Source organism: Paenibacillus humicus NBRC 102415, assembly GCF_004000905.1.
GTDB classification, from domain to species: Bacteria; Bacillota; Bacilli; order Paenibacillales; family Paenibacillaceae; genus Paenibacillus_O; species Paenibacillus_O humicus.
In genome coordinates, this window is sequence record NZ_BIMD01000065.1 from 1 (window position 1) to 25,626 (window position 25,626).

Consider the following 25,626-nt stretch of genomic DNA (forward strand, 5'->3'; position numbering starts at 1 on the left):
CCGTCCGGCAGCGAAGCGAATTTGGGTTCACTCCGCAGGCCCATCCGGGCTGCGAAGCGAAACTGGGCTCGGATTTCAAGCTTCAGGCCTCCGCATCCACGCGTTTCTGTTCGGCCGGCCAAAGCCAGCGGCTGAGCAGGATTCCGGCTGCGCCGAGCAGAAGGATGACGACTCCGAACCGGCCGAAGATTTCCCGAGGGCCGGCCAGCTCGACCAGGAATCCGCCGAGCAGCGGAGCGGCGATCATGACCGTGCTGAGGACCATGCTCTGGATGCCGAACACCCGGCCGGTCATGCCCGGAGGCGTCTCCTTCTGAAGGCAATAATTGAAGGCGATGATGAACATGCCGTTGCCGGCTCCGAGGAGCAGGCCGAGCAAAAGGACCGGCAGCGCAGCGGCGCCGGGAGGCAGGAGACCGAGTCCCCCGACCGCCGCGCCGATCATCGCGTACCCTCCGCCCAGACGCAAGCCGTAGCCCAGGCTGCGCCCGATCTTGTTCAGGAGAGCGATCGCTCCAACCGCGCCGGCTCCAGCAGCCGCAACCAGCCAGCCGAGCATGTATTCCTTGTCGGGCGCAAGCACGAGGAACAGGCTTGCGAACTGGAAATCGACGATCTGGATCGACAACGCGCCGAGCAGGCCGAACAGCATCGTATTGCGCAGCAGCCTGTTCCGGAGGATGAAGCTCCAGCCTTCTTTCCACATTTGGCGGAACGGCAGCGGCTTGCCGCCTTCAGAAGAATCGCTGCCATTGCGGGCAGAGCCGCAGACGGCCGCAGCTTTCCCGTCAATGGCATTGATCTTGATGAACAAAAGCATGGCATAAGAGAAAAGCCGCATGCAGACATTGAATCCGATGCACCATGCGGGGGAAAGGACCGTCAAGGCCAATCCGCCCAGCAAGGGGCCGGCGATTTTGGAGCTCTGGTTCACGAGGCCGTTCAGCGAGGCTGCCTGCAGCAGCTGATCCTCCCGCACGAGGCTGCGGGTCAAGGACTGCTGGGCCGGCACATTGAGCGCGGAAACGGCGGAACGCAGCGCGAGCACCGGCAGCAGCCAGAACATGTTCGGAACGAGCAGCAGGGCGGCGGTCAGCGCAGCGGTAAGCAGATCGCACCATCGCATCAGCTGCAGCTTGTTGAGCCGGTCTGCGGCCACTCCCGCCACGGATCCCAGCACGATGCCCGGCAGCGCCAGGCTGACCGGAACAAGCGCCAGCATGAGCGGACCGGCTTCCCAGCGATAGGCGACCAGCACTTGGATGGCGAGCATATCGAACCAGTCGCCGAAGGATGCTGCTGCGTAAGCGGTGAAGGTGCGCCTGTACAGCTTGTTGCCGAGCAGGCCTCTTTGGGTGCGTTTATGATTGCTCGTCGGCATTTCAATTCCCATGGTGATCTTCCCCTGTCCGTTGGCATCGGCCGTTTGTTGAGCCGAGTATACCGCCGGATTGTCAGAGAAATATCAGGAGGAGGAACGTCTTGAAGGCCGTTGCGGTTCCCGTGCCGTCATTCATCCTTCGGATGTCAGTCCGACAAGCAGTCGTCCAGCAAGGCTTCGATATTCGGCAAGAGGCCTGGAAGTCCGCAGCGGGCTTGCGCCTCCGCGAACAGCTCCGCGTATTTGCGTGTCACCTCGGGACTGCCCTTGAAGGCGGTTCTTCGGCAAAATTGGACGATGCGGTAAAGCCCGAACAGCCTGATCGGGACGAATCCGGACAGCTCCAGCACGCCAAGTCCCTCGTCGAGCAGCGCTTCGCCGGAGCGGCGCTCGTTCTTTCTCAGCCGCCACAGCCCGCTCACGATGGAGTAGCTGCCGATTTCCCTCAGATAAGGCTTGGCCGCAAGGAGCTGCTCGATGGAAGTGGAAATGGCTTGCAGCTCCCGGTCGCCCGTGCCGCTTAGGAGATGGGCGTACATCGCGGATGTGGCGGCCGGCGTTTCGAAGCTTTCATACCCGGGATCCTCCAGGATCAGGCTGCGTGTCCGCTCGATCCGCTCCAGAGCCTTGTCCGGCGCTCCGGCCAGTGTGTACAAATCCAGAATGTTGAGCATCTCGATCTCGCGGTGCTGGGCAGGAGGAAGCTTCCCGGTCTCGAGCACCCGCTCGCAATAGTCCAGGCTGGCCTTGGGCTCCCCGGCGAACAGGTGGAACAAAAGCAGCCAGTAGACCCGTTCGGAAGTTGGCAAGCCTCCTCCCTCAAGCAGCCATCGCACGTCTCCCTGGACGAAGTGAACGTAAACCGTATAGAACGGGTCCAGCTCATAACCGAGAATATCCTGCTGCCGGGCAAGCGCGAGCATCGAAGTCCCTTGGCCGTAGCGGTGATATTTGGCGAAAATATCGCGCATCTGCTCCCGCAGCTCTTCGTCGGCAGCCGAAGGGACCGCATGGATTCCCGCCGGCCGGGAACGTACGGTGAGGCAGTAGCCGTAGCTGCGCACGGTTCGAATCGCCAGGCCTTCGATTGGAGCCAGCTTTTTGCGGAGCCTGTAGATATGGTCGTCTACGGTGCGTTCGACCGGATATTCGAGAGGCCATACCCGGTCGAGCAGCTGTTCCCGGCTGAAGGCGCTTCCTTGATTGCGGTAAAGAAATCGCAGCAGGGCGTATTCCTTGGCGAACAGCTCGACCGTTACCCCGTTCGAGGATACCTTATATCCGTTTTCGCTGAATTCCAGCATCATCCCGATCCCCTTTTCTTTGCTTCGGGTCATTATAGCATTTTCGGGGGAAATCCGGCGCGGACATGGCAACAGTGCATCCGATGGGCAGAAGCAGCCGAATCACAGAAGCCGAGGAAGAATCAGGGGGCTCGCGCGGATGAGGCCGCCGCGATACAATGGGGGTACAAGGCCCGCCGCGTCAGATGGCTTCCTCAAGCCGCGATCTTGGATGAGGAAGCGCGGGCAAACCGCTGGAAGGGACGGGATCGCTATGAATGGAATTACGATGATGCGCGCGGAAGCGGGCGGATTGACGGTCGAGAGGCTGCGGCCGGAAGGAACGGCGGAAGCGATGGATATGCTCCGGGGCATCGCCGGATGGCTGAAATCCAGCGGTTCCCTGCAGTGGAACGGCTTGCTCCGAGGAGAGGACAGCCACGGCTTGGAAGAGGCGGCGGCCAGAGGAGAGGCGTTCCTGTTCCGGGCAGGCCCGAAGGCCTCGGCGGAGGAGAGTCGGCCGCTTGCCGGAATGGTCATCCTGCTTCAGCAGCCCGGCGAGTGGGACAAGGAGCTGTGGGGAGAGCAGGGCCACGAGCCCTATCTGTACCTGCACCGGCTGGCCGTCAATCGCGACTATGCCGGTCAAGGCATCGGCGCGGCCATCCTGTCCTGGGCGGAGACGGGCGCCGCTTGCGAAGGCAAGTCGGCGATACGGCTCGATTGCATCGGCAGCAACGACAAGCTCAACGCATTTTACAGCGGTTTTGGATATACGTTCATGGGCAGATCGGACAACGGCTTCTGCCTTTACCAAAAAGAAATCCGATAATGGACATGCAACCAAAAACGGACCTGATTCCCCTTGGAGAGGGGAACAGGTCCGTTTTTGGTTTGGGCACACCAGCCGGGCACACCAGCCGGCACAGCGGCGATGCCGCAGCGGCATCAAAGCATCACAGCGTATGGGATGCGCCGATGACCAGCTCGGCCTCGACGGGCTCGCCCGGCTGGACGAGCACGAGCTCCTCCTGGCGGTTAAGCTCGCCGTTCAGAGCCATCCAGGGCTCCACGCAGACGAACGGCTTGTCCTCTACGCTCCACAGGACGACGTAGCGGAAGCTGCCGCTGTAGCGCATCCGGACCGCAAGGTTTCCGGAAGGCTTGAAGGCGATCTCCGGAGCCTCCGCATCCAGCAGAGCGGCCGATTCCTTCATGCTCCCGAGATCGAGGGAGCCTTCGTACGGCTTTTCCTGTCCGTCGTTGTAATCCAGGTACCGGGTAGCATCCGTTCGATAGGAAAGGTTTTTGGCATCCGCGGCAAAGTAGGGATGGAAGCCGGGATACATCGGCATCGGAGAATCCGACAGATTACGGTATTGCTGGGAGATGGACAGCTCGCCGTTCTTGAGGGTGTACGTGAACAGCAGCTCGAACTCGAACGGGAACTGCTCCAGCGTCCGCTCGCTGCTGCGCAGGCGGAGGGTGACGGAGGCTTCCCGGTCATCGGAGATGCCGGCGATTTCCCAGGCTTCGGTGCGCGCGACTCCGTGATTGCGCATGCGGTATTTGCGTCCGTTCCACTCGTATTCTCCATTGGCCAGCTGGCCGCTGATCGGGAAGAGCACGGGATTGCCCCCGCGTATGTTCGCTTCCGGATCCAGGAACGTGGCCTCGTCGAGATAGAACAGCTCATAGCCGTTCAGCCGGCATTGCAGGGCGATGCCGCCGCGTTCCGGACAGATCAGCACGCGGGAGCGGGTTGCCGCCTCCGTCAGCTCGACCATTTCGAATTTTTCTTTGTATGTTTTGACTTCATATTGATATGACAATAGGTCTCAACTCCTATAGAAATAATTCCTTTCAAAAGACAGCATCTTCCATCATTCGTCTTTCATACGGGACCTAAAGGTCATAAATTTGAATATTGGCTCTGTTCAAAGCTTTCCAGGATAAGGTATGCTACGGATAAAGCTTATTTTTCCCATATTAATGCAGCGGCCGTTATTTGTATAGGCATCCATAAGTCCTGCCTTTTATTCCACCATTCGTCCCGATGCGGTCATACGAGGTGATCTTCAGTCCCATGCGCGCTCCTCACCGGAAGCTGCTTACGGCTGCTGCATTCATACTGCTGCCCCTGATTCTGTTCCAGGCTTTGAGATGGTCCGGAACTCTGGACATCTATTGGCATTCCCCAGTCGGACATTTTTATATCGTGACGATCGTTTCCGTCTTCTCCTTGCTGCTGGCGGGGGCGATGGGCTACACCGGGATGAAGCTGCGCAACATCGGCGTATCGTTCCTGGCGCTGGCCTACATCTCCATGACGGCGCTGATCATGCTGCACGGACTCGCCACGCCGGGATTCATCATGGAGCACAACTCCGTCCAGGGCATTTCCTCGCAGCTGGGCATCCTCATCGCCTCCGTATGGCTGGCGCTGTCCGGCGTGAACGCGGCTCGTCCGCTCGTCCTGTTCCTGGGGCGCTTCCACCGGTGGCTGGTTCCTGCCTGGACAGTCGTTCTGATGCTTTATTTCTTCTCCGCCATGAACCACCCCCATATTCTCGCGGGGTGGTCGGAGAGGGACTCCACGAGAACCGCATCGACGGCGATCGTGCTTATCCTGCTCGCCAGCGCCGCACGGAGTTATTGGAAAGGCTACAAGGCCGCCAGGATGCCGCTGCAGCTCTCCATCGTCTACAGCTGCGGCTGGCTAGGCGCGGGTCAGCTCATCATGGTTCTCGGCGAGCCGTGGCGTCTGAGCTGGTGGCTGTACCATGTGCTGCTTCTGCTGTCCTTGCTGGCTGTGGCGGCGGGCATCCTGCTCCAATATGCCAGCTCCCATTCCTTGCTGGATTCCATGAGAGCCTTGTTCCGCTCGGATCCTAAGGAATGGCTGCAGAAATGCATCTCGCCGAGCGTCCAGGCGCTCATCCAGGCGACAGAAGAGAAGGACGGCTACACGGCGGGCCATAATTACCGGGTCGCCCTGTACGCCCTGAAGCTGGCCGAGCGCATGGGGCTGGCTTCATCCGACCTCATGGCGATCGGCCAGGGCGGCATCATCCATGACGTGGGCAAGCTGCAGATTCCGCAGTCGATCCTGAACAAGCCCGATGTGCTAACCCAGGAGGAGCGGGCCGTCGTCGAGCTTCATCCCGTACACGGCTATGAGCTGTGCCGCAAGCTAGGCTTCATGCGGGAAGAGCTTGCCGTCATCCGCTCCCATCATGAACGGTGGGACGGCACCGGCTATCCGGACCGGCTGCGGGAGAAGGAGATTCCGCTGTTCGCGCGCATTACGGCTGTCGCGGACGTGTACGACGCGCTTACCTCGTCCAGGTCCTACCGCAAGGCGATGACCCATGAGCAGGCGCTCGGGATCATCTCGGCTCAGCGCGGCCGACAATTCGATCCGGCTTGCGTCGATGCCTGGCTGAGCCTGGCGGAGGAAGAGCCCGGGTTTTTCGCGGAAACGGCTACCGACATGCATGTCGTCCCGCCGCGCACCCGCACGCTGACCGTCTGAGCCGGTCCTGGATCGGCCAAGCCAGCGCCGATTTCTCGAGGTATAATGAGCATATTAGCTGGACGCCGGTTTCATCATGACCGCTGCCGGCGATTATAGAGGTTCAAGGAGGACAATGGAGATGGGATATCAAGCTCATTCCGGGCGGTACGAATCGATGAAGTACAACCGCGTCGGACGCAGCGGGCTGAAGCTGCCGGCAATATCGCTCGGACTGTGGCACAACTTCGGAGGAAACGACCGCTACGAGAACGGCAGGGAAATGGCGCGCAGGGCATTCGACCTGGGCATCACCCATTTTGATCTGGCGAACAATTACGGGCCTCCGCCTGGTTCCGCCGAAGAGAATTTCGGCCGGATGCTGAAGGATGATCTTGCGCCATACCGGGACGAGCTCGTCATCTCGACCAAGGCGGGCTATTACATGTGGGAGGGACCTTACGGCGAGTGGGGCTCGCGCAAGTACATCCTCTCCAGCCTCGACCAGAGCCTGAAGCGGATGGGCCTGGAGTATGTCGACATCTTCTATCACCATCGTCCGGATCCGGATACGCCGCTCGAAGAAACGATGTCGGCTCTGGACCATGCGGTCCGTTCCGGCAAGGCGCTCTACGCCGGCATCTCGAACTACAGCGCCGAGCAGGCCAGGGAAGCGGCGTACATCCTGAAGCAGCTCGGCACGCCGTGCCTGATCCATCAGCCGTCCTACTCCATGTTCAACCGCTGGATCGAGGACGGGCTTCAGGATGTGCTGGAGGAAGAGGGCATCGGCTCGATCGTCTTTTCCCCGCTGGCGGGCGGCATGCTGTCGGACCGCTATCTGCAGGGCATACCCGCGGATTCCCGGGCCGGCGGACCAAGCGTATTTTTGAGCGGCAGCCAGATTACCGAGGGCCGGCTGGCGCAGATCCGCGAGCTTAACGCTCTTGCCCAGGAGCGCGGCCAGTCGCTGGCGGCGATGGCGCTTGCCTGGACGCTGCGCGGCGGGCGGGTCACCTCCGCCCTCATCGGCGCAAGCCGGGTATCGCAGATCGAGGACAATGTCCGCGCGCTCGACAACCTGGAATTCAGCGGAGAAGAGCTAGAGAAGATCGAGAGCATTTTGCGCCGCGAGGGTTAAGCAGGGAATGGGTACGGGCTGACCGGACAATCATCCATAAACGCCAAGCAGGCGCAAGGGAGACACTCTCCCTTGCGCCTGCTTGTGCTGATGCCAAAATCCATTGAGAGGCCGGACGGAGTTCAAGCCTTCTGCCGGAGCAGGGCGGCCCGGACTGAGCCGCCGGCGGGCAGGGCCTAGCCTACTTCCAGATAGAGCTTCGTTCCGTCATGATATTGGAAGATCGCCACGTCGCGCGACATCTCGACGGATGCGATCTCTTTCCATCGTTTGCGAAAATCGAAGTTGAGCTCAAGCTCCCTCAGCTTGCCCGGGAGCGCCTTCAGCGCTTCCTCCTGTCCCGGGGGGTAGTAGACGGGGACAGAACGGTTTTTGAACGTGATCGGCTGCATCATATCGGACAGCACCCCCTTGTGAAATTAATCTTTCCTTCCCTTATTTTACATTAAACGCATTAAAGGAATATGAACGAAATAGGAACATTATTCAACAAGCATCGTTATAGAGCCTGTTATTCGCATGAAGGGAGGAGGGAAATGACAGGCAATGGATGATGAAGGCTGAGAATTGATGTAGAATATAGGCATACAAAGAAACTGACGGAGGCTGGCATGGCACTATCCAAAGTTTTCTTCATGAACATCAGCCTGCTTATCACAATCGCCTATTTGTTCAATCTTGGCTATAAAACCGCCTTCCAATGGCTGCGGCCCGGCATACAGGAGGCGCTGGCCTCCATCATCTTTATCGCATCCGGCTGGCTGACGATGGTATTCGGCCTTCGGGTGAACGACCATATCCTGTTCGATCTCCGTTATGTGCCGCTGATCATGGCGGTCCTGATCCTCAGCAAGCCTTGGCAGATTATGGCTATCGGAATCGGAATCGGCTTGGGCAGGCTTCTATTCGGCATCCATGCGGCCTCTCTTGCCGGCATGGGCAACATGTTCGTCCTGGGCGCCGCCGGAGCGCTGCTCGCCTTCTTCCTCGGCCGGAGCCGCTGGACCTTTTTCCGGAAGGCCGTTGTGATCATACTCGTCATCAACATGCTCAACTGCATCAATATATCCTGGCTCGGCGTGCTTCCATTGTCCGTCTATTGGAGCGAGTACGCGCCGCTGACGCTGCTGCTCTCGCTTCTCCTCAGCGCCTTCTTCGTGTACATGATCCGCGACTTCAGCCTCGATCAGCAGCGGATGGTCGATCTCAAGAATATGAACCTGATCCTGCGCAGGCAGACCAAGGAGCTGAGGGAAGCCAAGCGGGATGTGGAGGACAAGGCTCGCCAGCTGCTGCTCTCGTCGCGCTACAAGTCGGAATTTCTGGCCAACATGTCCCATGAGCTCAAGACGCCACTGAACAGCATGCTGCTGATTTCGCAGCTGATCCAGGAGAGCGGCGACGAGGCGTACGGCGAAGAGGACAAGCGTTATGCGGGCATTATAAAAGCAGCGGGAGTGGATCTGCTGCATCTTATTGACGATATTCTCGATCTGTCGAAGGTCGAAGCCGGCAAGCTGCAGCTTACCCTGGAGAACGTTCCGGCCATCGAGCTGCTGCATTCCGTCCAGGCGCAGTTCCAGCCGGTCGCCGACCGAAAAGGGCTCCCGTTCCGGGTCGAGATCGAGCCGGATTCCCCCCAGATGCTCTTGACCGACGCTCTGCGCGTCAATCAGGTGCTTCGCAATCTTCTGACAAACGCCTTTAAGTTCACCGAGACCGGCTTCGTGGAGCTCAAGGTTTCCGGTGAACGCAGGGCGCTGCTCCCGGCACCGGACGAAGAACTGTTCGGAACCCGCGCGTCCGCACGGTTGCGTAGCAGGGGGAATTCCCGGCAGCCGATGCCGGCCTTGCCCGAAGTGGACTGGATCGTGTTCGCCGTCAAGGACACCGGTATCGGAATCGACAAGGAGAAGCAGAACCTCATCTTCGAGGCCTTCCAGCAGGAAGACGGCAGCATTACCCGCCAGTACGGCGGAACCGGCCTCGGCCTCTCCATCAGCCTGCAGCTGTCCAAGCTGCTCGGAGGCATGCTCGAGCTGCAGAGCGACAAGGGAGAAGGCAGCACGTTCATCTTCCGCATGCCTGCCGACAGCAGCTTCGGCGGGGCTGGAGAGGAAGGCGATGAACCGCAGCGGATATGAGCGGCCGCCCTTCGTTCCCGCAGCGGAAGGGCTTGTTCTACTTCCTGAGCGGCATATGGGAAGCCGACAGACATGCAAAAGCGGAAAAGAGCCGTCCGGCTCTTTTCCGCTTTTGTCCGTATGGCTCCCTTTGAAAAGCCGTGCTGGAACACGCTTTGTCCGGCTGTCCGCCTATTTGACGACGAGCACCGGCACCTTGGCATGCTGGGTCACGTAATGGCTGACGCTGCCCGTGAACAGCTCCTTGAAGCCGCCTTTCCCGTGGCTTCCCACGACGATAAGATCGGAGCCGCGTTCCTCCGCCATCGATGTGATCGTCTTGCCGGGATCGCCCTCGGCAATAAGCACCTCGATCGGAGTATCCGTTACCGAGGAGATGATGGTGCGGGCTTCCGCAGCTACCGTCTCGGCTTCGAGCTTCATGGATTCCGTTGCCGCGGGCGGCGAGCCTGCGACCGTCTCGCCAACGACGATCGGCGTCAAATTATAGACATGGACGACTTCAATCAGCGCTTTGAAGGTAGAAGAAAGCTCCATCGCCGATCTCAGGGCACGGACGGACTGTTCCGAGCCGTCGTATCCAACAATGATTTTGGAATAGGGCATGTTCGATGCGCCTCCGTTCTGTTATGCTCGCTCCGACCCGGATCCATTCCGGCATCCTTATGCAGCGCGAGTCTTACTTGTCGTTACATTACCCGCCGCTGGCATAGCGGAAACGGCGGACATAAATTCGTCACATGTGCAGCCGCAGAAACCCGTCGACAAATGCTTGACATTATTCGCGAAAATGCGTATTCTATAAAAGTCGCCGCTGACGAAAACTTGGTTAAAACAAGGACAAGCGGACGTGAGCGACAACCAAGGATTTGCTGATGTAGCTCAGCTGGTAGAGCAACGCATTCGTAATGCGTAGGTCGGGGGTTCGAATCCCTTCATCAGCACCATTTCAACTTTTCAGGATTCATTCCCTTCGCAAAAACGTTGTTTTCGACATCTGTCGGGAGCGGCGTTTTTTTATTTTTTCCGACAAAAGCTCCCGGTCGTCATGCGCCGGGAGCGGTAGCTTTTTCGAGCCATTCCAGATAGGCGAGGGCATCGTCGCGGGAATCGCCGCACATATCGGCTGCTGCATGAAGCTCTCCGCATACGGCAGGCCTGTCGGGCTTGCCGAACAGGGCGCAGCGCAGATCCGGCAGCAGCTGCACGCAGGGAACTCCGGCGGGCTTGCCGTCAGGCATGCCCGGAATCGGAGACGAGATCGAAGGGGCGATGCAGCAGGCGGCGCAGCCGCTTCGGCAGATCATAACGAGTCACCTCTTTGCATAGAATAGATTCAATCGCCCGGCAGACCGGACGCGAAGTTTGTGAAAACGCTTCACGGGGTAAGACAAGTCAACCAAGCTCCGTCTAAATGGCGGCCGCAAGGGCCATAATGTATCCATTACGGAAAACAGGGAGAGATGTCTCATGATTCGACGGGAAGGCCATTTGCTGACCGGATTGTTGAACGGACTGGCTCTGTCGCTGCCGTTTTGGGCGGCCTGCGCGGCATGGCTGGCGACCCGCTGAACGCAGTTCAAGGCGGCGGGCGGCAAGGACGGCGGAAGAATAGAAGACAGAGGCTGCGCGCAAGCGCAGCCTCTTTGCTTTGGGAATCAAAAGAGCAGTCTCCGCCGGCGGCTCTCCCGCTTATCGCCCGCTGCGGCGAATACGTCGAGCAGGAGGCTCCCTGCTTCGGCATCGCGGGAATCCCAGGCCTGAGCGAAGCGGACCACGTGGGAAACTCCTAGAATATCATATTCCGCGGCAAGATGCTGCCTTGCCGAGCCGACAATCAGCGTATGGAGGCGTACGCTCCTGCGGGCGGAGAGCCGTGCGAGACGCTCCCGCAGCGGGGGAGTTATCTCGCCGACGCCGTCGGTCAGCATGACAAAATCGGCGGCGGCAAATCCGCGGACATGCTCCACGATGTCGATGCCTCTCGCGAGGGGAGCGTCGAAGTTCGTACCGCCGCCATAAGCGAGGGAGGCCATGCCGTAGAAACGGTCCCAGTCGGGCCGCTGATGATAGAGGCGATGCTCGATGACCTCGCCCTTCGCGCCGAACAGCAGCAGCGTGAAGTCCCTGCGTTCCGCCAGCGCGAATGCGGCGAACGCGGCCGTGAACACCTGGACGAGACGAAGCTTGGACCCGCGCATGGAATGGGAAGTATCCATCATGCAGATGACCGGGCCGCGCTGGGATTCCTCGGCCTCTCCTTCCGGAGAATAGGCGAGCAGCTTGCGGTCCAGCAGCTTCATCAGGAAATAGGGCTCGAAGTCGGGATCGGCAAGCAGGCTTGCTTCTCCCGGAAGCATGCGGGCGATGTCGCCGGCGAGCTCCAGTCCTCCATAAGCTTCATGGACGCGCAGCGAGGAGGCTTTCTTGCGCATAGCTTTCAGGGAGTGCACGCTGCGGCCGACATCCTCCAGAAAAGCGAGCAGATCCTTGCGGCCCCGCAGCTGCTCGATCCAGCGGCTGTATTCCTCGAACGTCTGGCGCCGCAGGCGGCCGAGCTCGCTTCCCCAGCGCCGGTTGGCCAGCCGCTGGCTCGCCTGCATGAGTCCGAAGATGTCGCCGCTGTCCCGGCTCTCCCGCTCCAGCGAGCCCCGCAGCGACTGGCCGAGCCAATCGCCGAGCTCATCCTCGATGCGCTGCATGGCCGCCGCCTCGCGGGCGCTGACACGGGACAGACGGCGTTCCAGCTGCTGCAGCTCGGCTTCGGCCTTGGACAGCTTGGCCCTCAGCTTGTCGCGGCGCAGGAAGTCGGTTCGCATCGCCTCGCGCAGCTCATCGACCCGCTGACGCAAGGCGCGGCGCTCCTCGAGGTCCAGCGGGCGGCTGTCCTGCTCGCGCTGCTTGTCCTCTACCGTGCGCCGGCCCTGCTGGAGCCGGTAGCCGACGAGCTGCAGCTGCTCCAGCTGGCGCTCGCTGAGCCGCTCTTGCAGCTCCCCGGCAGCCTCGCTGCCTCCGGGGCCCTTGTCCTGCTCGCCGGCCGACAGGATCGGCCTTTTCTCCCGTTCCCGCCGCTTCGCCTCCTCCTCGTAGGATTCCGCCAGCCAGGACAGCGCCTTGAGCGCCGTCTTGAACGAGGCATTCACTTCGCCGATCGTCTGCGGATGGATGAGGCGGTAGAAATGCTGCCGCCGCAGGGAGGCGAGCATCCAGCGATGGAACGGATCGCCTCCGACGGGATGCTCGAATACGGGCTCCGCCAGATAGAAGCTCATGAAGAAATCGGCGAACAGCTCCAGATCGAACCATGGGGCTTGCCGTTCGGCCTCCTTCATCCATTCGCGGGCGGTCCGCGAGGAGCGGACGAACGCGTCGAACTGATAGCGGTCTACCCGGGCGCTGCGAATCAGCATCGGCCTGCCTCCTTCCGGTTGCCGTCAAAGGGTATAGTCATAGGAAACGCCGGGAATATCCTTGTCGAACAAAGTGCGGTACAACCCCTGGAGCTGCTGGAGAACCTTCTCGCCTCCGATGCGCAGATGCGTGAAGCGGACAGCGTATTCATCGGCATGCAGGATGAACACCGATTGCGACTCGATCCATGCGGGCAGCTGCTTCTCCTTCTCCTGCCAGGCGACTAGACGTCCTTGCAAGGAACGGGCGGTTTCCTCAAGCTCGCTCCTCGCCTCGTCCGTCATCGAAGCGAGCCGTTCCGCCTGCGTGCGGCCGAGGGAAGAGCCGACCTCTTTGCGGAACTGGAAGCCGCTCAGCTCTTCCTCGCGGGACAGCCATTTCTGGAGCGTATCGCGGTAGGAGGCCAGAGGCAGCTCCTTGTCCATTTCCTTGGCCAGCAGCTCCTGCCAGACGCCGGCAAAAATGCCGCGCAGCTCCTCGAGGTCCTCGGGGAAGTCCCAGAGCAGATGCGGAGTCAGCACCGTATCCCAGACGCTGACGGCATCGCGGCCATGGATAGCGGCGCTTACCTGCCAAGTGCGGCCGATCCGGCGCCAGCGGCGGTCCGATAGGATGTATTCCTTTTCTTCCATCAGCGTCTTGAGCCGGAACAGCATGACGAGCACCGGCTCAGGCAGGGCGACCCCGGAGGCGGAGTCCTGGATGCGCCGGACATCGCCGGCATCGAGCAGGGCGGGCGGGGGCGTATCCGGCCCCTGGAACATCCGCTCGAAGCTGGCGATCTGCTGGAGATAGCGGGTTTCGTAGCGGAAGAGGAAGCGGTCGTAGAGGGCGGCGAGCCCTTCCTGCTCCTCCGGCAGCTCGTTGGACGCAGCTATGAGCGAGAGCAGAGGCACTTCCTTGGCTTCCGCCCCATTGTAGAAGATCCGCTCGTTCAGAATCGAGAGCAGCGAGTTCAGGATGGCGCTGCTCGCCTTGAAGATCTCATCGAGGAAGGCGAAGCGGGCCTCGGGCAAATAACCCTGCGTCTGGCGGACGTAGCGGTCCTGCTTGAGCTGCTGCAGGGAGACGGGGCCGAACAGCTCGTCGGGCGTCGTGAACCGGGTCAGCAAATAATCGAAGCTGCGGCTGCTGCCGAACAGGGCGGCAGCGCTCCGGGCGAGCTGGGACTTGGCCGAGCCTGGAGGCCCGACCAGCATCAGATGTTCGCCGCTCATCAGCGCCAGCAGGAGAACGCGGATCAGCTCCTCCCGTTCCTGGAAGCGGTTCTCCAGATGGGCGGCGGCTTCGCGAAGCTTATTGGGTAGGTTATGGCTCATGGCGAATGCAGCCCTCTTGCCGGAGCAGCGCCGGCGGGTCTGCTCGATCCCCCTTGTTCTTTTTCGGATGCCGCGGTAGCGGTCTTCTTATTGTACCAGAGCGGCCCGGCCGAATACGAATCGATGCGGCGATCAAAGCGTTCCTGAAGCGTATCGGGAAGGATCTTATTTGTGCTAAGCTGGAACCGAAGCTGCGAAAGAAAGGGGACGGACTCATGCGGATTGGACTCGTATCGGATACGCATCTTGGCGCTTCGGCATCCAAGCTTCCGGATGCGCTTGTGGAAGGGCTGCGCGGAGTGGACTATATCCTGCATGCCGGAGATTGGACGCATCCCCGCGTCGCCGGCCTGCTGGAGGACATCGCGCCGGTAGACGGAGTCGCGGGCAACAATGACGGCCCCGAGCTCGTGCGCCGCTACGGCAGGCGCAAGCTGATCGAGCTCGCAGGCTGCCGGATCGGCATCGTGCACGGCGACCTGGGCCAAGGCCGATGGACGGAGCAGAAGGCGCGGTCGAATTTTCCTGACGACGGGGTCGGCCTGATTCTGTTCGGCCACTCCCATACCCCTTACAGCAAGCGGGAGGGAGACCTGCTCCTGTTCAACCCCGGATCTCCGGTCCAGAAGAGGCGCCAGCCCCGCTATTCTTACGGAATTCTTGAACTATCGGGCGGGCGGATGCACGCCGAGCATCGTTATTACGACGACCGAAGCTGACCGGAGCGGACCGGAGCTGACCGGAGCGGACCGGAGCCGAGTGGAATTCACCGGAGCAGACCGGAGCGGAAGGCACTAGCCCGAGGGCGGCTGCATATCCTGTGGTAGCAACCTATGGACCAGGGAGGGCCTTCCACGATGATTATTCCCAATTTTCCAAGCGATCTGCTTGAAGAACACCGCCGGTGGCATCATGCCAACCATGTCATGGACAACGACAATCCTCCGATTGGATGGGGAGACAAGTTCCTGAGCTTCCACCGGCAATATATCCGCAAGGTGCTCGACTGGTACCGCGGCCAAGGGCTCGACATGTCGCTGGTGGCTCCGTGGAGCGAAGTTCCGCAAGGCATCCGCATGTCCTCCTGTTACGACGGGAACGGCGAGATGCGCGTCCGTTACCAGCCGCAATCCTTTGCGACGTCGGACGATCTGGGCCGCTTTATCGAGCATATCCACGCCTGCATCCACGATGCCGGCTCCGAGGTGCTGGGCGAGCCTATCCTGCGGGATCTGGACATTGCCCCTCGCTCGACCTACTTCTACCAGATCCACGGACTGATCGACAACTGGTACTCCAACTGGCAGCGGAGCCAGGGTGCGGGCGGATTACCGGGAGGCCTATCGCCGCAGCCCGGCTTCATGCCAGGAATGCAAGGTATGGGAACAATGCCTGGAATGCCCGGAATGCAAGGTATGGGGACAATGCCTGGAATGCCCGGAATGCCTGGAATGCCTGGAATGCCCGGCTTGAGCGGCTTCGGAGGCGGAGTGCCCGGGCCGGGAGCCCCGGGACCGATTCCCGGCCTGCTGAGCAGCGTCGTTCCGGCGGGAAATGTCCGCAAGAAAGCTTCCAGACGCGGAAGCGCCCGCAAAGCGGGTGCAGGATCCGCCCGGAAGGCGGCTGCAGGATCCGCCCGCAAAGCGGCTGCGGGATCCGCCCGGAAGGCGGCTGCACCTGCCGCCCGCAAAGCCGCCAAAGCCCTGAAAACCGCCAGGGCTGCAAAAAGCCGCCAGGTCTAACAAAGCCGCCAAAGCCCTGAACGGCGTCGCATTGCCCAAAAAGCCTTGCCGGCTCCCGATGGAGAAGGCAAGGCTTTTTGGTTCAAGGAAGCTCGCTGAGACGCCTGAACAGCGAGGCGTAGTAACCGGCCGGACGAGGAACAAAGTCCTCCGAGCGGATTTTCCGGGTGACCGGCACAAGCCCGGTTTCGGATAGGGCCGTATCCGCCCCCGAGCCTGCGAGCTCCGGCCATTCGGCTCCCTGAACGGATAGCGCCTCCAGCCTGCCTTCGAACAAGCCGATCAGTCCCTCGGCCGGCGCCTCGTAAATGCCGGCCACCTCCTCATGCTGGAGCCGGTGCTCCAGAAGGGGGAGGGAGCAGCGGAGGGCGAACTCCTCCGAGCGCTCGTGGTCCACGAAAGGGACGCCTCCCGCTATTCCCTCCGACCTTTCAATCGAATAGCCGAGCGGCAGCAGGTCCTCAAAGGCGGCGGAGATTCCAAGCTCCTCCTCAAGCTCGCGGACGGCATCGCGGATATCTTCCCCTGCGGACAGATGGCCGGCGGCCGTAATATCGTACAAGCCGGGATAGGTATCCTTGCTTTCCCGCCGCTTCTGAAAGCGGATGAGGGCGCCTTCGCCGGAGCCGCGGACGAGCCAGCAATGGAAGGAGCGGTGGCGCAGGCCGAGCCGGTGCGTTTCGGCGCGGGTGGCTGTTCCGATGCGGGTCCAGCTGTCATCGAAAATATCGAACAGTTCTTTTTTCATGGGCGGATTCCTTTCATCTGCTGCTGCGGTGAACGGATGGAACGGCATCGTCAAAAAGACGATTCTTCATTCCAAAAGGATTTTTCGCGGGTACGTCGAATTTCAAGGCAAAATCCATTTTTTTGCAGCCCATTTCTTATACAGAACGGGATGATTTCGACGATGCAGCTTGACCATGCCTTCTACATGTCCTTAGCTTATACGATCATCGTCTTCTCCGCCTATACGATGTTCAGCATGGTTGGTAATTTGAACAGCCGCCGCCCGTTCCGCCATTACTGGTTTCTCGGCTCTTCAGCCGTATTCGCCCTCGGCGTATGGTCCATGCATTTCGTCGCCATGCTGGCTTCCAATTACCTGGTATCGATTACGGCGGAATCCTTCCTGGCGTTGTTCCTGCTGGGAGGAGCGGCTTATTCCGCCTTTCTGCTGCTTGGAGAAGGGGGGACAAGCAAGCTCCGGCTGGGGGCTTCTTCCCTGATTATCGCCTCTTCTGTCGCTTTCATGCACTACATGTGCGTCTTGATGCACCATGTCCGGCTTTTCGACTTGAATCCATCGCTGCTGGCCGCCGGTTTGGCTGTCTTGCTGGCCGGTACCTACTCTTCCTTGCAAGTCTATATGAAACATGGGGGAAAACGCCGTTTTCCGGCCAGCTTCGTCTTCGGAACCGGGGCGATCGCCTTCCATCTGCTCGCCCTCGAGTCCCTCTCCTACGGCCGGGGCTCGTCGGAGCAGCCGACCGCCAGGATCGACCAGTACCTGATGTTCATGGGGCTGCTGCTTGCCCTTGCAACTGTCATCATCTTCAGCTTCAGCATCGTCGCCTGGGTTGCAGACCGCCGCTACGGATTGATCAATGAACGCTACAAGCTGCTGGTGGAGAATTCCATCGATATGATTGCCGTCATCAGCGAAGGCAAGTGGGAATTCGTGAACCGTTCCGGACTGAGGATGTTCGAGGCGGCGGATGAATCCGACATGGTCGGCAAGTCGGTCTACCGGTTCCTGTGTCCGGACTGCCACGAGCGTCTGCGCAGCCATCTGGCCCGCCATCCGCGCGGAGGCAAGCCTTCAAGCAGGCCGTCTCCCCAGGCTCCCGCGGTCGCGATCGAGCTGGACTGGTTCACATTGGGAGGCCGGCCGATCAGCACGGAGCTGATCCATTCGGAATCGACCTTCTCCGGCCAGCCGGTGGCGATCGTCATCATCCGCGACATATCCGAACGGAAGAAAAACGAAGAGCTGCTGATCAACTCCGAGAAGCTCTATGTGGCCGGTCAGCTCGCAGCCGGAATCGCGCATGAGATCCGCAATCCGCTCACCTCGCTGAAAGGCTTTCTGCAGCTGATCGCCAGCGGCCGCACTTCCGGCAGCCCCTACTTCGACATCATGAAATCCGAGCTCAACCGGATCGAGAATATCGTCAGCGAGCTGCTGATGCTGTCCAAACCCCAAGTATATGAGATGGATTATACCGACGTGCGCGAAACCATGCTCGACACCGTGCTGCTTCTGGAGTCTCAAGCTTCCCTGTACGGCATCGAGATCGAGGCCGTATACGGATCCGAGCCGCTCTGGATTTACGGCGTCGAGCCCCAGGTGAAGCAAGTGTTCATCAACGTGCTCAAAAATGCGATCGAGGTCATGGTCGAGGGAGGCAAGATCATCATCTCCACCGAGCTCAGGGAGGAAGAGGTGCTCGTCACCGTCAAGGACGAGGGACCCGGCATCGACGAGGAGCAGCTGTCCAAGATGGGGCAGCCCTTTTATACGACCAAGGATAAGGGGACGGGGCTTGGCCTGATGGTTTCCTACAAGATCGTGGACAACCACAAGGGAAGGATCCGGGTGGCGAGCGAGCTGGGAGAAGGGACCTCGTTCCAGATCTATCTGCCCTACTGCGCGGACGCGAGAAGAAGCTCGCTGGGCAGCCTGGGCTCGTGACGGCGGGGCGGAGGAGCGAGGAGCAGGACCTGCCGATAGGAGCGCAGATCGGGATTCATGCCCGGTCCGCGCTTCTTTTTTGATCCAAGCGATGTTGCTCTGGTTTCAAACCGGGAGGCAAGCCGATGCCAGGTATAAATTGAAATGAAAAAAATGTACAATATAGCAGTTGCCCGAATTCGAGCGGGCATGGGATACGTTACAGGCAATGGAGCAACAGGGTATAAGAGAAGAAGAAGAATACCCATTCGCCTGCCTGAGAAGGAGGATTTCAACCCTTATGACCATCGGGGCCCGAGTGCTAAAAACCGGCATCGCCGTTGCGCTGGCCATCTACCTGAGCGAGCTCTTCCAGTTCAGCTCTCCGATTCTGGCTGCCGTTTCAGCCATATTCACCCTGCAGCCGTCCATTTTCCGCTCGTGGCAGCAGGTGAGCGACCAATTCCAGACCAATCTGCTCGGCGCGATGATCGCGCTGGGAGCCGTGCAGCTTATCGGCAACAATCCGATCGCGGTCGGCATTGTCATCATAGCCGTCATACTCGTCAGCATCCGCTTGAAAATGGAATCGACGGTGGGGCTGACGCTCGTAACCGTCGTGGCCGTCATGGAAGCCAATGCGACCGGCTGGACGTTCGCCGTGGAGCGTTTCCTCCAGGTATTGACCGGCATGGGAGCGGCCTTCGCCGTCAACGTGCTCGTCTTCCCGCCGAGGCCGCGCAAGCAATTCCACAGCGACGTGCACCGATCCTACCAGCAGCTGTCGCTGCTCCTGCGCACCTCCATCTCCGACGAAATGAAAGAGCAGGTGTACAACGACGAGAAGGCCAAGCTGCACGGGACGATCGGCAAGCTGGACGAACGCTACAAGGTGCTCGTGGACGAGCGTTCCCTGCGGGCTTCGAGCCGCGCCGAGCGGGCGCGCCAGCTGCTGCTGGCCAAGCAGCTCATCAAGGCGGTCACCAAGGGAGCCGACCTGCTGGACGTCGTGGAGGAGCATTACTTCGCCTCTCCCGGAGCGGAGGATTGGGCGGTCAAGCTGGACGCCCAGATCGAGGAGCTGACCAAGTACCACGAGCATCTGCTGCTCAAGCTGGACGGCAAAATCAAGCCGCATGCCTGCGTGCCATCGGAAGCGATTACAGGAACTCGGCTGGCCCGGCAGCTGACGGATTACCTGCGGGACGATCCGGATCAGCACCGGCGGCTCGTGTTCGTCGCCGCCGCACTGTTCGAATACGGCTATCATCTCCGGCGGCTGGAGAAGATCATTGATCAGGTGCACAGCAGGGACAGGGAAGCGGAGGACAGCCGTCCGGCGCTTGCAGCCTCCGAAGAAGCAGAGCCGAGCCGAATCAAGAACTGATCCATTCGGCTTCGGCTGAATTCCGCTTGGCCGGCACCATAAAAAAGGCGTACTCTCTATGAAGAGGGTACGCCTTTTGCTTGTCGCTTATTCGTCTCCGCGATGCTCTTTGTGCTTGTGGCGGCGCGGATGCTGCAAGTGGTTCTCGGGGTCGTTCGCGCTGTCATGCGGGATTTCACGCGGGTCGGTATGGCCGGCATGATGGTTGCTGAATTCAAGCTCGGCCAGCTTCCACTCCGTCGTTCCCCACATCGGATCCGCGGGGAAGGCATCGCCGCGCTGCAGCTTTTCCTGACGGCCCCACTGGTTCGTATAAACGCCGTCGACCTCGACATGCTCACCCGAGATCGGCTCCATTTCATTATGGCTAGGCTTCTCGCTCATGCGATCCCTCCTGAGTGTATAGGGTCTGGTTAGACGCCGTGCTTGCGGACAGCGGCGGCATCCGCTTCGGACTGCTTGGCGCTGGCCGCGGCTTTGCCTTTGCCGGAGCGGTCTGCTTCCGACTGGGCTTTGCGCGCGAAGGTCTGCTTGAATGAAGGCTGTTCGCCGGACATGGCCATCCTCCTTTCGCGGGAGATGCCTATACAGTTTGTGTAGGGGAAGCGGCCGCTAATCGGAGCCGAAGCGGCCAATATCGACCATAGCCGTCAAAGAGATGCCTGATGGGGAAGGGAGTGCCGGCTTTCCTTGCCTGGCCGCCGCGCAGCTGCGCAAGCGGAACGAACGCCCAAAAGGCCCCGTCTTCCGGACGAGGCCAAACGGAGGGCGCCATATCCCCTATTTCAACCGCGGCAGAAAGGAGAGAATCTGGGGACGACAGCGAACAGAAAATGATTTCCGTCTGCTGCGACTCCTTTTTCCGAGGCCTTCCGCTGGACAAGGCTTGTCTTATTTAGCCAGGTAACGGGTTTCGAGTCTTTTTCCGCCCAGCCACATAATGACCATGACGCATACGGCAAGCACGATGCGCCATGGCGCCAGATCGCCGATATTGAAGCTCAGCAGGGAGATGATGAAGATCATGACCGCCTTGCCGAGAACGACCGCGACGAAGAAGGTGCGGAACGGGACGCTGCTGAGGCCCGATGCGATGTTGACGAGCACCGAAGGGGAGAACGGGAAGCAGGCGAGCAGGAAGATCGGCGTGAAGCCCCGGCGCTCCAGCCAGTCGAAGAATACGCCCACGCGCGGAAAGCGGCGCTCCAGCCACATCCCGAGGCCTCCGCCCATGGAGCGGGCGATCCAGAATACGCAGATGGAGCCTGCAGAGACGCCGATCCAGGAATACAGGAAGCCCCAGCCCAATCCGTAAATATTGGCATTTGCCGCAATGAACAGAAAAAGCGGCAAAAAAGGCATGAATGCCTCGGCGAGCGGCAGCAGAATTCCCGGCAAAGGGCCGTAGGAGGAAAATTGCTGCAGCGTATGCTCCAGCTGCTGGGGGTTCATGGTTTTGATTTCGCGTATCCAGTCCTGGACGATGCTCATGCTTCACACAACCTGTTCTATTTGGGATCGAGCTTGCCGGCTTCGGCCAGCGGAAGAAAACAGTAGCAGACGCCGATCAGTCCGAACAGCAGGGCGCTGATCCAGACGACGAAGGGCTCTCCTCTCCAGGAGGCGATCAGCCCTCCGAGCACCGGGCCGATCATGCCGCCGATGCCCTCCACAGTGCTGAGCAGACCCCAGCCGAGTCCTTGCTGGCCCGGTGGAATATAGGCTGCGAGCAAGGCGTTCCATGCCGGCAGGACGGCTGCGTAGGACAAGCCCAGCAGAGCGGCGATGACGATGCACAGCCAGAGGCCCGAAGCGTAGGCGAGAGCGTAGAGCGCAGCCGCAACGGCGAAAAAGCCGATGACGAGAAACCAGCGGCGGAACGATCGCAGCCGGTCCGACAGCTTGCCGAACGGGACGAGCCCGGCGAGCGTGAATACGCCTCCGGCTGTCAGCAGGAGGGAGTATTGGGCGCCGGTGAGGCCCAGCCGGCCGGTGGCCAGCGTCGGAAGCACGGTCACGAGCATGCCTGCGCCGGCCGTCTGCAGCACCATGCCCGGAAGCAGCAGCCTGATCTGGGACAAGCGCTGCTTCATGGCGGGCAGCTGCTCCCGCAGCGGCACCCGCTCGACGGCCGAGCGCTGCTGTCCGCTGATGAAGAGCGACAGAACAGATGCCAGCAGGACGCTGGACAGGATCATCAGATAAGCCGCGCGGCTGCTGTGGTCCATGACTATATTACATACAATCGGCCCTGCGCCAAGTCCCCCGAGCCAAATCATGTATAAAAACCCCATCTGGGCCGCTCTTCGTTCCTCTGTCACCTGGGTCAGGCAGACGATCCAGATCGGCGAGATTCCGATTCCGTAAATGGCGGCCGCGAGAATGAACAGCCAGGGAACGTCCGCAAAGGGGAGAAGAACGACGCCGGCGACCGATGCGATCATGCCCGCCATGACGACAAAACGGATGGAGAAGCGGTCAAGCAAATAGCCGATGGCCATCTTGAGCACGGTATCGGTGAGATAATGCGCCGTAATGGCGGCACCTACCGCATCCAGCGTAAGTCCGAGCTCACGCTTGCCGTACAAGGGCAGGAAGCTGATGAGGACAGCGCCGCGCGCGAATTCCACGAGCAGAAGAATGACGGCATAGAGGGGGATCTCGGTTCCTCCGATGCCAAGGGAGCGGTTCAGGAATCGATTCATGTACGGGTTCCTCCTTGCTCGGCTGGTAAGGCCTGTTGCCATTAAGTATACCCGCCCAGACGCCATAGCAAATCCTCGGCGACGGCATCGGCGCCGCCGGGGAGGCCCAGAGAGGAGCTTGCGAACCTTCTCTCGGTAAGACGTTCAGGACTGGCAAAGAGTTTCATGATTTCTTCCGCGAGCCGGGCCGGGGACCGGACGATTTCCACGGCTCCCTTGGAAGCGAGATAGGAGGCGTTGCCGAGCTCTTGTCCCGGTACCGGGCGGTAGACGAACAGAGGAACCCCGGCGGCCAGCCCTTCGGCCAGCGTGAGGCCGCCGGGCTTGGTCACGAGGCAGGAGGCCAGCGGCATAAGCTCGGGCATCGTCTCGACATAGCCGAACAGATGCAGCCGCGACCGTTCCGGATGCCGCTCGAACCTTCGGGCGGCCGATGCCCGAAGCGCTTCATTCCGTCCGCAGATGACGGCGATCTGAAGATTGTCCATCCTCAGCAGGCGGCTGCAGGCGTCGAGGATTCCGCTCATGACGCCGCTGCCTCCGCCCATGATCAGCACGAGCGGCAGACGGGGGTCGAGGCCGTAGCGGGCGAACGGCTCCGCCGCCCGCTCGGGGCTCTCCGGCATGCGGAAGCCCTTTTTGACCGGAATGCCGCTGACGCAGATGCGCGAGCCGGCGATGCCCAGAGCATGAAGCTCCCGGCCGAAGTCCTCGGTAGGCACATAGTAGCGGTCGATGCCGGGATGCACCCAGCGGCAATGAAGATCGTAATCGGTGACGACGGCGGCGGTGAGCATGCCGGGAAGAAGCGTCTGCTTGAAGGCGAGGCCGGCGAACAGGGGGAAGGTATGGAGCACCGCGTCTGGGCGCTCGCGCAGCAGCACCTGGCGCAGCTTGTTTCGTCCGAAAGAATGCAGCCATGCCGCGAGCCTGGAATCCGGCTTCATCGGCCGGGTACGGTCGTAGAGCCAGCCGTACAAGCCGGGCATGACCGTATAGCTGGAGCGGTAGGCGAGACGGGTCATTTCATTGAGCAGCGGGTGGGCTTCGGCCATCAGATCGATCAGCACCGTCCGGTCGTTGCCTTTGCGGGCGAGCGATTCCTTCACGGCCAGAGCGGCTTGAAGATGGCCTTCTCCATAAGAAGCGTACAGGATCATCAGCTTGGGCTGCCGGTGCGGAAGCTCTGCGTGCTGCATGGTCACGGTGGCACCTCCTGGGGCGTGGATAAGTCTGTCTTCCAGTATACGGGTCTCTTGTTAACGTAAGATCATGCGAAGATGGAGATTTTGAAATTTGCCGGTAAAGTTGTTTTCGGCGTCGGACGGCGGCGGCCTCCGGCCTACTCGCAACGGAGATTATACGCAGCAGTGATTTATGGTATAAAGGAATAGTCTGCCAGCCATCTTGCCATTGATCCTCATTTCTCTAGAAAAAGGAGTTGGAAAGCGATGGAATACACTACGCTCGGACGAACGGGGCTCAAGGTGAGCCGCCTGTGCCTGGGAACGATGAATTTCGGAGTCGGCACGGAGGAGAAGGATGCCTTTGCCATCATGGACGCGGCGCTGGATGCCGGAATCAACTTTTTCGATACCGCCAATATTTACGGCTGGGGAGAGAATTCCGGCCGGACGGAAGAAATCCTCGGACGCTGGTTCGCCCAGGGAGGCGGCCGCAGGGAACGGACCGTGCTCGCGACAAAAGCTTATGGCGACATGCATGACAGCCATGACGGCCCCAACAGCCAAGCCGGACTGTCTGCCTATAAGATCCGCCGCCATCTGGAGGGCTCGCTGACCCGCCTGCAGACGGATCATATCGAGCTGTACCAGATGCATCATATCGACCGCAGCGTCCGTTGGGACGAGCTTTGGGGCTCCTTCGAGACGGCTGTCGCCCAAGGCAAGATCGGCTACGTCGGCTCCAGCAATTTTGCCGGCTGGGATCTCGCGGTCGCGCAGGGAGAAGCCAAAGCCCGCGGCTTCCTCGGGCTCGTCTCGGAGCAGCACAAGTACAACCTGCTGACCCGCCTGCCGGAGCTCGAGGTGCTGCCTGCCGCCAAGGCGCTCGGCATCGGCGTCATTCCATGGAGCCCGCTCGACGGCGGCCTGCTTTCCGGCAACATCCGCCGCGGCGAGGCCGGCCAGCGCAGCGGCGACAAGCGCTGGGAGAAGCACAAGGACCAGCTGGAGCAGTATGGCCGTCTGTGCGACGAGCTGGGCGAGACGGAAGACCTGGTGTCGCTGGCCTGGCTGCTGCATCAGCCGGCTGTGACGGCGCCGATCATCGGCGTGCGGACGCTGGAGCAGTTCGAGCGCTCCCTGCGTGCGGTCGAGCTGAAGCTGGACGAGTCCGTCCTGCAGCGGATCGACGAAATTTTCCCCGGCCCGGGCGGGGAAGCTCCGAACGCATACGCCTGGTAAGAGAGGCGTTTCACGGAGGCAGCGCCTCTGTGAACGGAAGAGCGGCTCCAGCTTGATTCAAATCGCTTTAAGAGGCCAGAGGCCGTCCCTTGCGGACGGCCTTTTTGATTTTAGGGGGAGAGCTGCGTGAAAGTATGGGGGAGGAGCGATGGGAACGGAAGAGGAGAAGGAGGGAGAAGGAGGGAGAAGGAGGGAGAAGGAGGGAGGAGGAGGGAGAAGGAGATAAAAGAGGAGAAAGCGAGTTAAGGAAGAGGATGAGATAAGGAAGAGGATGAGATAAGGAAGAGGGCGAGATAAGGAAGAGGATGAGAGAAGGGCAGAAAGAGAGAGAAGAAGAGAGAAGAAGAGAGAAGAAGAGAGAAGAAGGTAAAGGAAGATAGGAGAAGATAGAAGGAAGGAGAGGAGGACGGTGAGAGAAGAAGAGAAGAGAAGAGAAGAGAAGAGAAGAGAAGAGAAGAGAAGAGAAGAGAAGAGAAGAGAAGAGAAGAGAAGAGAAGAG

23 protein-coding genes and 1 tRNA gene are annotated in these 25,626 nt (G+C 60.4%); 10 read left to right on the forward strand and 14 right to left on the reverse strand.

What is annotated here, in order from left to right; genetic code table 11:
• Nucleotides 1-82: 82 nt before the first annotated feature.
• The gene (locus tag PHU01S_RS23510) at nt 83-1,393 is read right to left on the reverse strand and encodes an MFS transporter (RefSeq protein ID WP_246029326.1); all 1,311 of its coding nucleotides are present in this window, start codon (nt 1,391-1,393) and stop codon (nt 83-85) included.
• Nucleotides 1,394-1,527: 134 nt separating this feature from the next.
• Complete coding sequence (locus PHU01S_RS23515) at nt 1,528-2,718, reverse strand: winged helix-turn-helix domain-containing protein (RefSeq protein WP_246029327.1); 1,191 nt, start codon at nt 2,716-2,718, stop codon at nt 1,528-1,530.
• Between the two features lie 220 nt (nt 2,719-2,938).
• On the opposite strand from PHU01S_RS23515, the gene PHU01S_RS23520 reads away from it, so the two are divergent.
• Nucleotides 2,939-3,496 carry a GNAT family N-acetyltransferase gene (locus tag PHU01S_RS23520; RefSeq protein WP_049868325.1) on the forward strand — a complete coding sequence of 186 codons (558 nt, stop codon included), beginning with the start codon at nt 2,939-2,941 and terminating at the stop codon, nt 3,494-3,496.
• 124 nt (nt 3,497-3,620) lie between these two features.
• Here PHU01S_RS23520 and PHU01S_RS23525 read toward each other — a convergent pair whose 3' ends face one another.
• Entirely contained in the window at nt 3,621-4,496 is an 876-nt protein-coding gene (locus PHU01S_RS23525; protein WP_232316941.1) for an aldose epimerase family protein, read from the reverse strand.
• Nucleotides 4,497-4,822: 326 nt separating this feature from the next.
• Between PHU01S_RS23525 and PHU01S_RS23530 the strand changes: the two genes are divergently transcribed.
• Together PHU01S_RS23530 and mgrA are read left to right on the forward strand one after the other, a co-directional pair.
• Nucleotides 4,823-6,199 carry an HD-GYP domain-containing protein gene (locus PHU01S_RS23530; protein ID WP_246029328.1) on the forward strand — a complete coding sequence of 459 codons (1,377 nt, stop codon included), beginning with the start codon at nt 4,823-4,825 and terminating at the stop codon, nt 6,197-6,199.
• A gap of 121 nt (nt 6,200-6,320) precedes the next feature.
• A complete protein-coding gene (mgrA, locus tag PHU01S_RS23535; RefSeq protein ID WP_048746501.1) occupies nt 6,321-7,319 on the forward strand; it encodes an L-glyceraldehyde 3-phosphate reductase in 999 nt (332 codons plus the stop codon).
• A gap of 176 nt (nt 7,320-7,495) precedes the next feature.
• Here mgrA and PHU01S_RS23540 read toward each other — a convergent pair whose 3' ends face one another.
• Nucleotides 7,496-7,714 (reverse strand): hypothetical protein, encoded by a 219-nt coding sequence (locus tag PHU01S_RS23540; protein WP_048746503.1) that lies wholly within the window; start codon nt 7,712-7,714, stop codon nt 7,496-7,498.
• A gap of 216 nt (nt 7,715-7,930) precedes the next feature.
• On the opposite strand from PHU01S_RS23540, the gene PHU01S_RS23545 reads away from it, so the two are divergent.
• The gene (locus PHU01S_RS23545; protein WP_069202475.1) at nt 7,931-9,463 is read left to right on the forward strand and encodes a sensor histidine kinase; all 1,533 of its coding nucleotides are present in this window, start codon (nt 7,931-7,933) and stop codon (nt 9,461-9,463) included.
• 171 nt (nt 9,464-9,634) lie between these two features.
• Here PHU01S_RS23545 and PHU01S_RS23550 read toward each other — a convergent pair whose 3' ends face one another.
• Nucleotides 9,635-10,069 (reverse strand): universal stress protein, encoded by a 435-nt coding sequence (locus PHU01S_RS23550; protein ID WP_021879319.1) that lies wholly within the window; start codon nt 10,067-10,069, stop codon nt 9,635-9,637.
• Between the two features lie 265 nt (nt 10,070-10,334).
• Between PHU01S_RS23550 and PHU01S_RS23555 the strand changes: the two genes are divergently transcribed.
• Nucleotides 10,335-10,410, forward strand: a tRNA-Thr gene (locus PHU01S_RS23555).
• 99 nt (nt 10,411-10,509) lie between these two features.
• Here PHU01S_RS23555 and PHU01S_RS23560 read toward each other — a convergent pair.
• The 3 genes from PHU01S_RS23560 to PHU01S_RS23570 form a co-directional block, all read right to left on the reverse strand.
• On the reverse strand, nt 10,510-10,770 hold the full coding sequence (locus PHU01S_RS23560; RefSeq protein ID WP_021879320.1) for a zinc/iron-chelating domain-containing protein: 261 nt from the start codon (nt 10,768-10,770) through the stop codon (nt 10,510-10,512).
• 351 nt (nt 10,771-11,121) lie between these two features.
• A complete protein-coding gene (locus PHU01S_RS23565) occupies nt 11,122-12,873 on the reverse strand; it encodes a vWA domain-containing protein (protein ID WP_021879321.1) in 1,752 nt (583 codons plus the stop codon).
• A gap of 24 nt (nt 12,874-12,897) precedes the next feature.
• A complete protein-coding gene (locus tag PHU01S_RS23570; RefSeq protein ID WP_048746508.1) occupies nt 12,898-14,193 on the reverse strand; it encodes an AAA family ATPase in 1,296 nt (431 codons plus the stop codon).
• 215 nt (nt 14,194-14,408) lie between these two features.
• Here PHU01S_RS23570 and PHU01S_RS23575 point away from each other — a divergent pair, with 215 nt between their 5' ends.
• Complete coding sequence (locus PHU01S_RS23575) at nt 14,409-14,912, forward strand: metallophosphoesterase family protein (RefSeq protein ID WP_127510208.1); 504 nt, start codon at nt 14,409-14,411, stop codon at nt 14,910-14,912.
• 138 nt (nt 14,913-15,050) lie between these two features.
• On the forward strand, nt 15,051-15,935 hold the full coding sequence (locus tag PHU01S_RS23580; protein WP_049868322.1) for a hypothetical protein: 885 nt from the start codon (nt 15,051-15,053) through the stop codon (nt 15,933-15,935).
• A gap of 82 nt (nt 15,936-16,017) precedes the next feature.
• Here the strand turns inward: PHU01S_RS23580 and PHU01S_RS23585 are convergent, their stop codons facing one another.
• On the reverse strand, nt 16,018-16,683 hold the full coding sequence (locus PHU01S_RS23585; protein ID WP_049868321.1) for an NUDIX hydrolase: 666 nt from the start codon (nt 16,681-16,683) through the stop codon (nt 16,018-16,020).
• A 186-nt stretch (nt 16,684-16,869) separates the two neighbouring features.
• Here PHU01S_RS23585 and PHU01S_RS23590 point away from each other — a divergent pair, with 186 nt between their 5' ends.
• Together PHU01S_RS23590 and PHU01S_RS23595 are read left to right on the forward strand one after the other, a co-directional pair.
• Nucleotides 16,870-18,630, forward strand: coding sequence for an ATP-binding protein (locus tag PHU01S_RS23590; protein ID WP_218032492.1), 1,761 nt, complete (start codon nt 16,870-16,872; stop codon nt 18,628-18,630).
• Between the two features lie 280 nt (nt 18,631-18,910).
• Nucleotides 18,911-19,996 (forward strand): FUSC family protein, encoded by a 1,086-nt coding sequence (locus PHU01S_RS23595; RefSeq protein ID WP_048746514.1) that lies wholly within the window; start codon nt 18,911-18,913, stop codon nt 19,994-19,996.
• Between the two features lie 87 nt (nt 19,997-20,083).
• On the opposite strand, the gene PHU01S_RS23600 is transcribed toward PHU01S_RS23595, so the two are convergent.
• From PHU01S_RS23600 to PHU01S_RS23615, 5 genes are all read right to left on the reverse strand, one after another.
• Nucleotides 20,084-20,380: a hypothetical protein gene (locus PHU01S_RS23600; protein WP_021879326.1), complete on the reverse strand. Its 297-nt coding sequence runs from the start codon at nt 20,378-20,380 to the stop codon at nt 20,084-20,086.
• 29 nt (nt 20,381-20,409) lie between these two features.
• On the reverse strand, nt 20,410-20,553 hold the full coding sequence (locus PHU01S_RS25990; protein WP_021879327.1) for a hypothetical protein: 144 nt from the start codon (nt 20,551-20,553) through the stop codon (nt 20,410-20,412).
• A gap of 334 nt (nt 20,554-20,887) precedes the next feature.
• Entirely contained in the window at nt 20,888-21,487 is a 600-nt protein-coding gene (locus PHU01S_RS23605) for a TVP38/TMEM64 family protein (protein ID WP_021879328.1), read from the reverse strand.
• Nucleotides 21,488-21,504: 17 nt separating this feature from the next.
• Entirely contained in the window at nt 21,505-22,701 is a 1,197-nt protein-coding gene (locus PHU01S_RS23610) for an MFS transporter (protein ID WP_049868319.1), read from the reverse strand.
• 41 nt (nt 22,702-22,742) lie between these two features.
• Nucleotides 22,743-23,900 carry an MGDG synthase family glycosyltransferase gene (locus PHU01S_RS23615; protein ID WP_049868318.1) on the reverse strand — a complete coding sequence of 386 codons (1,158 nt, stop codon included), beginning with the start codon at nt 23,898-23,900 and terminating at the stop codon, nt 22,743-22,745.
• Nucleotides 23,901-24,152: 252 nt separating this feature from the next.
• Between PHU01S_RS23615 and PHU01S_RS23620 the strand changes: the two genes are divergently transcribed.
• Complete coding sequence (locus PHU01S_RS23620; protein ID WP_049868317.1) at nt 24,153-25,127, forward strand: aldo/keto reductase; 975 nt, start codon at nt 24,153-24,155, stop codon at nt 25,125-25,127.
• The last annotated feature ends 499 nt before the right edge of the window (nt 25,128-25,626 follow it).

Excerpts from the sequence above, each read along its gene's own strand:
- PHU01S_RS23510 (WP_246029326.1), bottom strand. The coding sequence starts at position 1,393 with ATGGGAATTGAAATGCCGACGAGCAATCATAAACGCACCCAAAGAGGC.
- PHU01S_RS23515 (WP_246029327.1), bottom strand. The coding sequence starts at position 2,718 with ATGACCCGAAGCAAAGAAAAGGGGATCGGGATGATGCTGGAATTCAGC.
- PHU01S_RS23520 (WP_049868325.1), top strand. The coding sequence starts at position 2,939 with ATGAATGGAATTACGATGATGCGCGCGGAAGCGGGCGGATTGACGGTC.
- mgrA (WP_048746501.1), top strand. The coding sequence starts at position 6,321 with ATGGGATATCAAGCTCATTCCGGGCGGTACGAATCGATGAAGTACAAC.
- PHU01S_RS23540 (WP_048746503.1), bottom strand. The coding sequence starts at position 7,714 with ATGATGCAGCCGATCACGTTCAAAAACCGTTCTGTCCCCGTCTACTAC.
- PHU01S_RS23545 (WP_069202475.1), top strand. The coding sequence starts at position 7,931 with ATGGCACTATCCAAAGTTTTCTTCATGAACATCAGCCTGCTTATCACA.
- PHU01S_RS23550 (WP_021879319.1), bottom strand. The coding sequence starts at position 10,069 with ATGCCCTATTCCAAAATCATTGTTGGATACGACGGCTCGGAACAGTCC.
- PHU01S_RS23560 (WP_021879320.1), bottom strand. The coding sequence starts at position 10,770 with ATGATCTGCCGAAGCGGCTGCGCCGCCTGCTGCATCGCCCCTTCGATC.
- PHU01S_RS23565 (WP_021879321.1), bottom strand. The coding sequence starts at position 12,873 with ATGCTGATTCGCAGCGCCCGGGTAGACCGCTATCAGTTCGACGCGTTC.
- PHU01S_RS23570 (WP_048746508.1), bottom strand. The coding sequence starts at position 14,193 with ATGAGCCATAACCTACCCAATAAGCTTCGCGAAGCCGCCGCCCATCTG.
- PHU01S_RS23575 (WP_127510208.1), top strand. The coding sequence starts at position 14,409 with ATGCGGATTGGACTCGTATCGGATACGCATCTTGGCGCTTCGGCATCC.
- PHU01S_RS23580 (WP_049868322.1), top strand. The coding sequence starts at position 15,051 with ATGATTATTCCCAATTTTCCAAGCGATCTGCTTGAAGAACACCGCCGG.
- PHU01S_RS23585 (WP_049868321.1), bottom strand. The coding sequence starts at position 16,683 with ATGAAAAAAGAACTGTTCGATATTTTCGATGACAGCTGGACCCGCATC.
- PHU01S_RS23590 (WP_218032492.1), top strand. The coding sequence starts at position 16,870 with ATGTCCTTAGCTTATACGATCATCGTCTTCTCCGCCTATACGATGTTC.
- PHU01S_RS23595 (WP_048746514.1), top strand. The coding sequence starts at position 18,911 with ATGACCATCGGGGCCCGAGTGCTAAAAACCGGCATCGCCGTTGCGCTG.
- PHU01S_RS23600 (WP_021879326.1), bottom strand. The coding sequence starts at position 20,380 with ATGAGCGAGAAGCCTAGCCATAATGAAATGGAGCCGATCTCGGGTGAG.
- PHU01S_RS25990 (WP_021879327.1), bottom strand. The coding sequence starts at position 20,553 with ATGTCCGGCGAACAGCCTTCATTCAAGCAGACCTTCGCGCGCAAAGCC.
- PHU01S_RS23605 (WP_021879328.1), bottom strand. The coding sequence starts at position 21,487 with ATGAGCATCGTCCAGGACTGGATACGCGAAATCAAAACCATGAACCCC.
- PHU01S_RS23610 (WP_049868319.1), bottom strand. The coding sequence starts at position 22,701 with ATGAATCGATTCCTGAACCGCTCCCTTGGCATCGGAGGAACCGAGATC.
- PHU01S_RS23615 (WP_049868318.1), bottom strand. The coding sequence starts at position 23,900 with ATGCAGCACGCAGAGCTTCCGCACCGGCAGCCCAAGCTGATGATCCTG.
- PHU01S_RS23620 (WP_049868317.1), top strand. The coding sequence starts at position 24,153 with ATGGAATACACTACGCTCGGACGAACGGGGCTCAAGGTGAGCCGCCTG.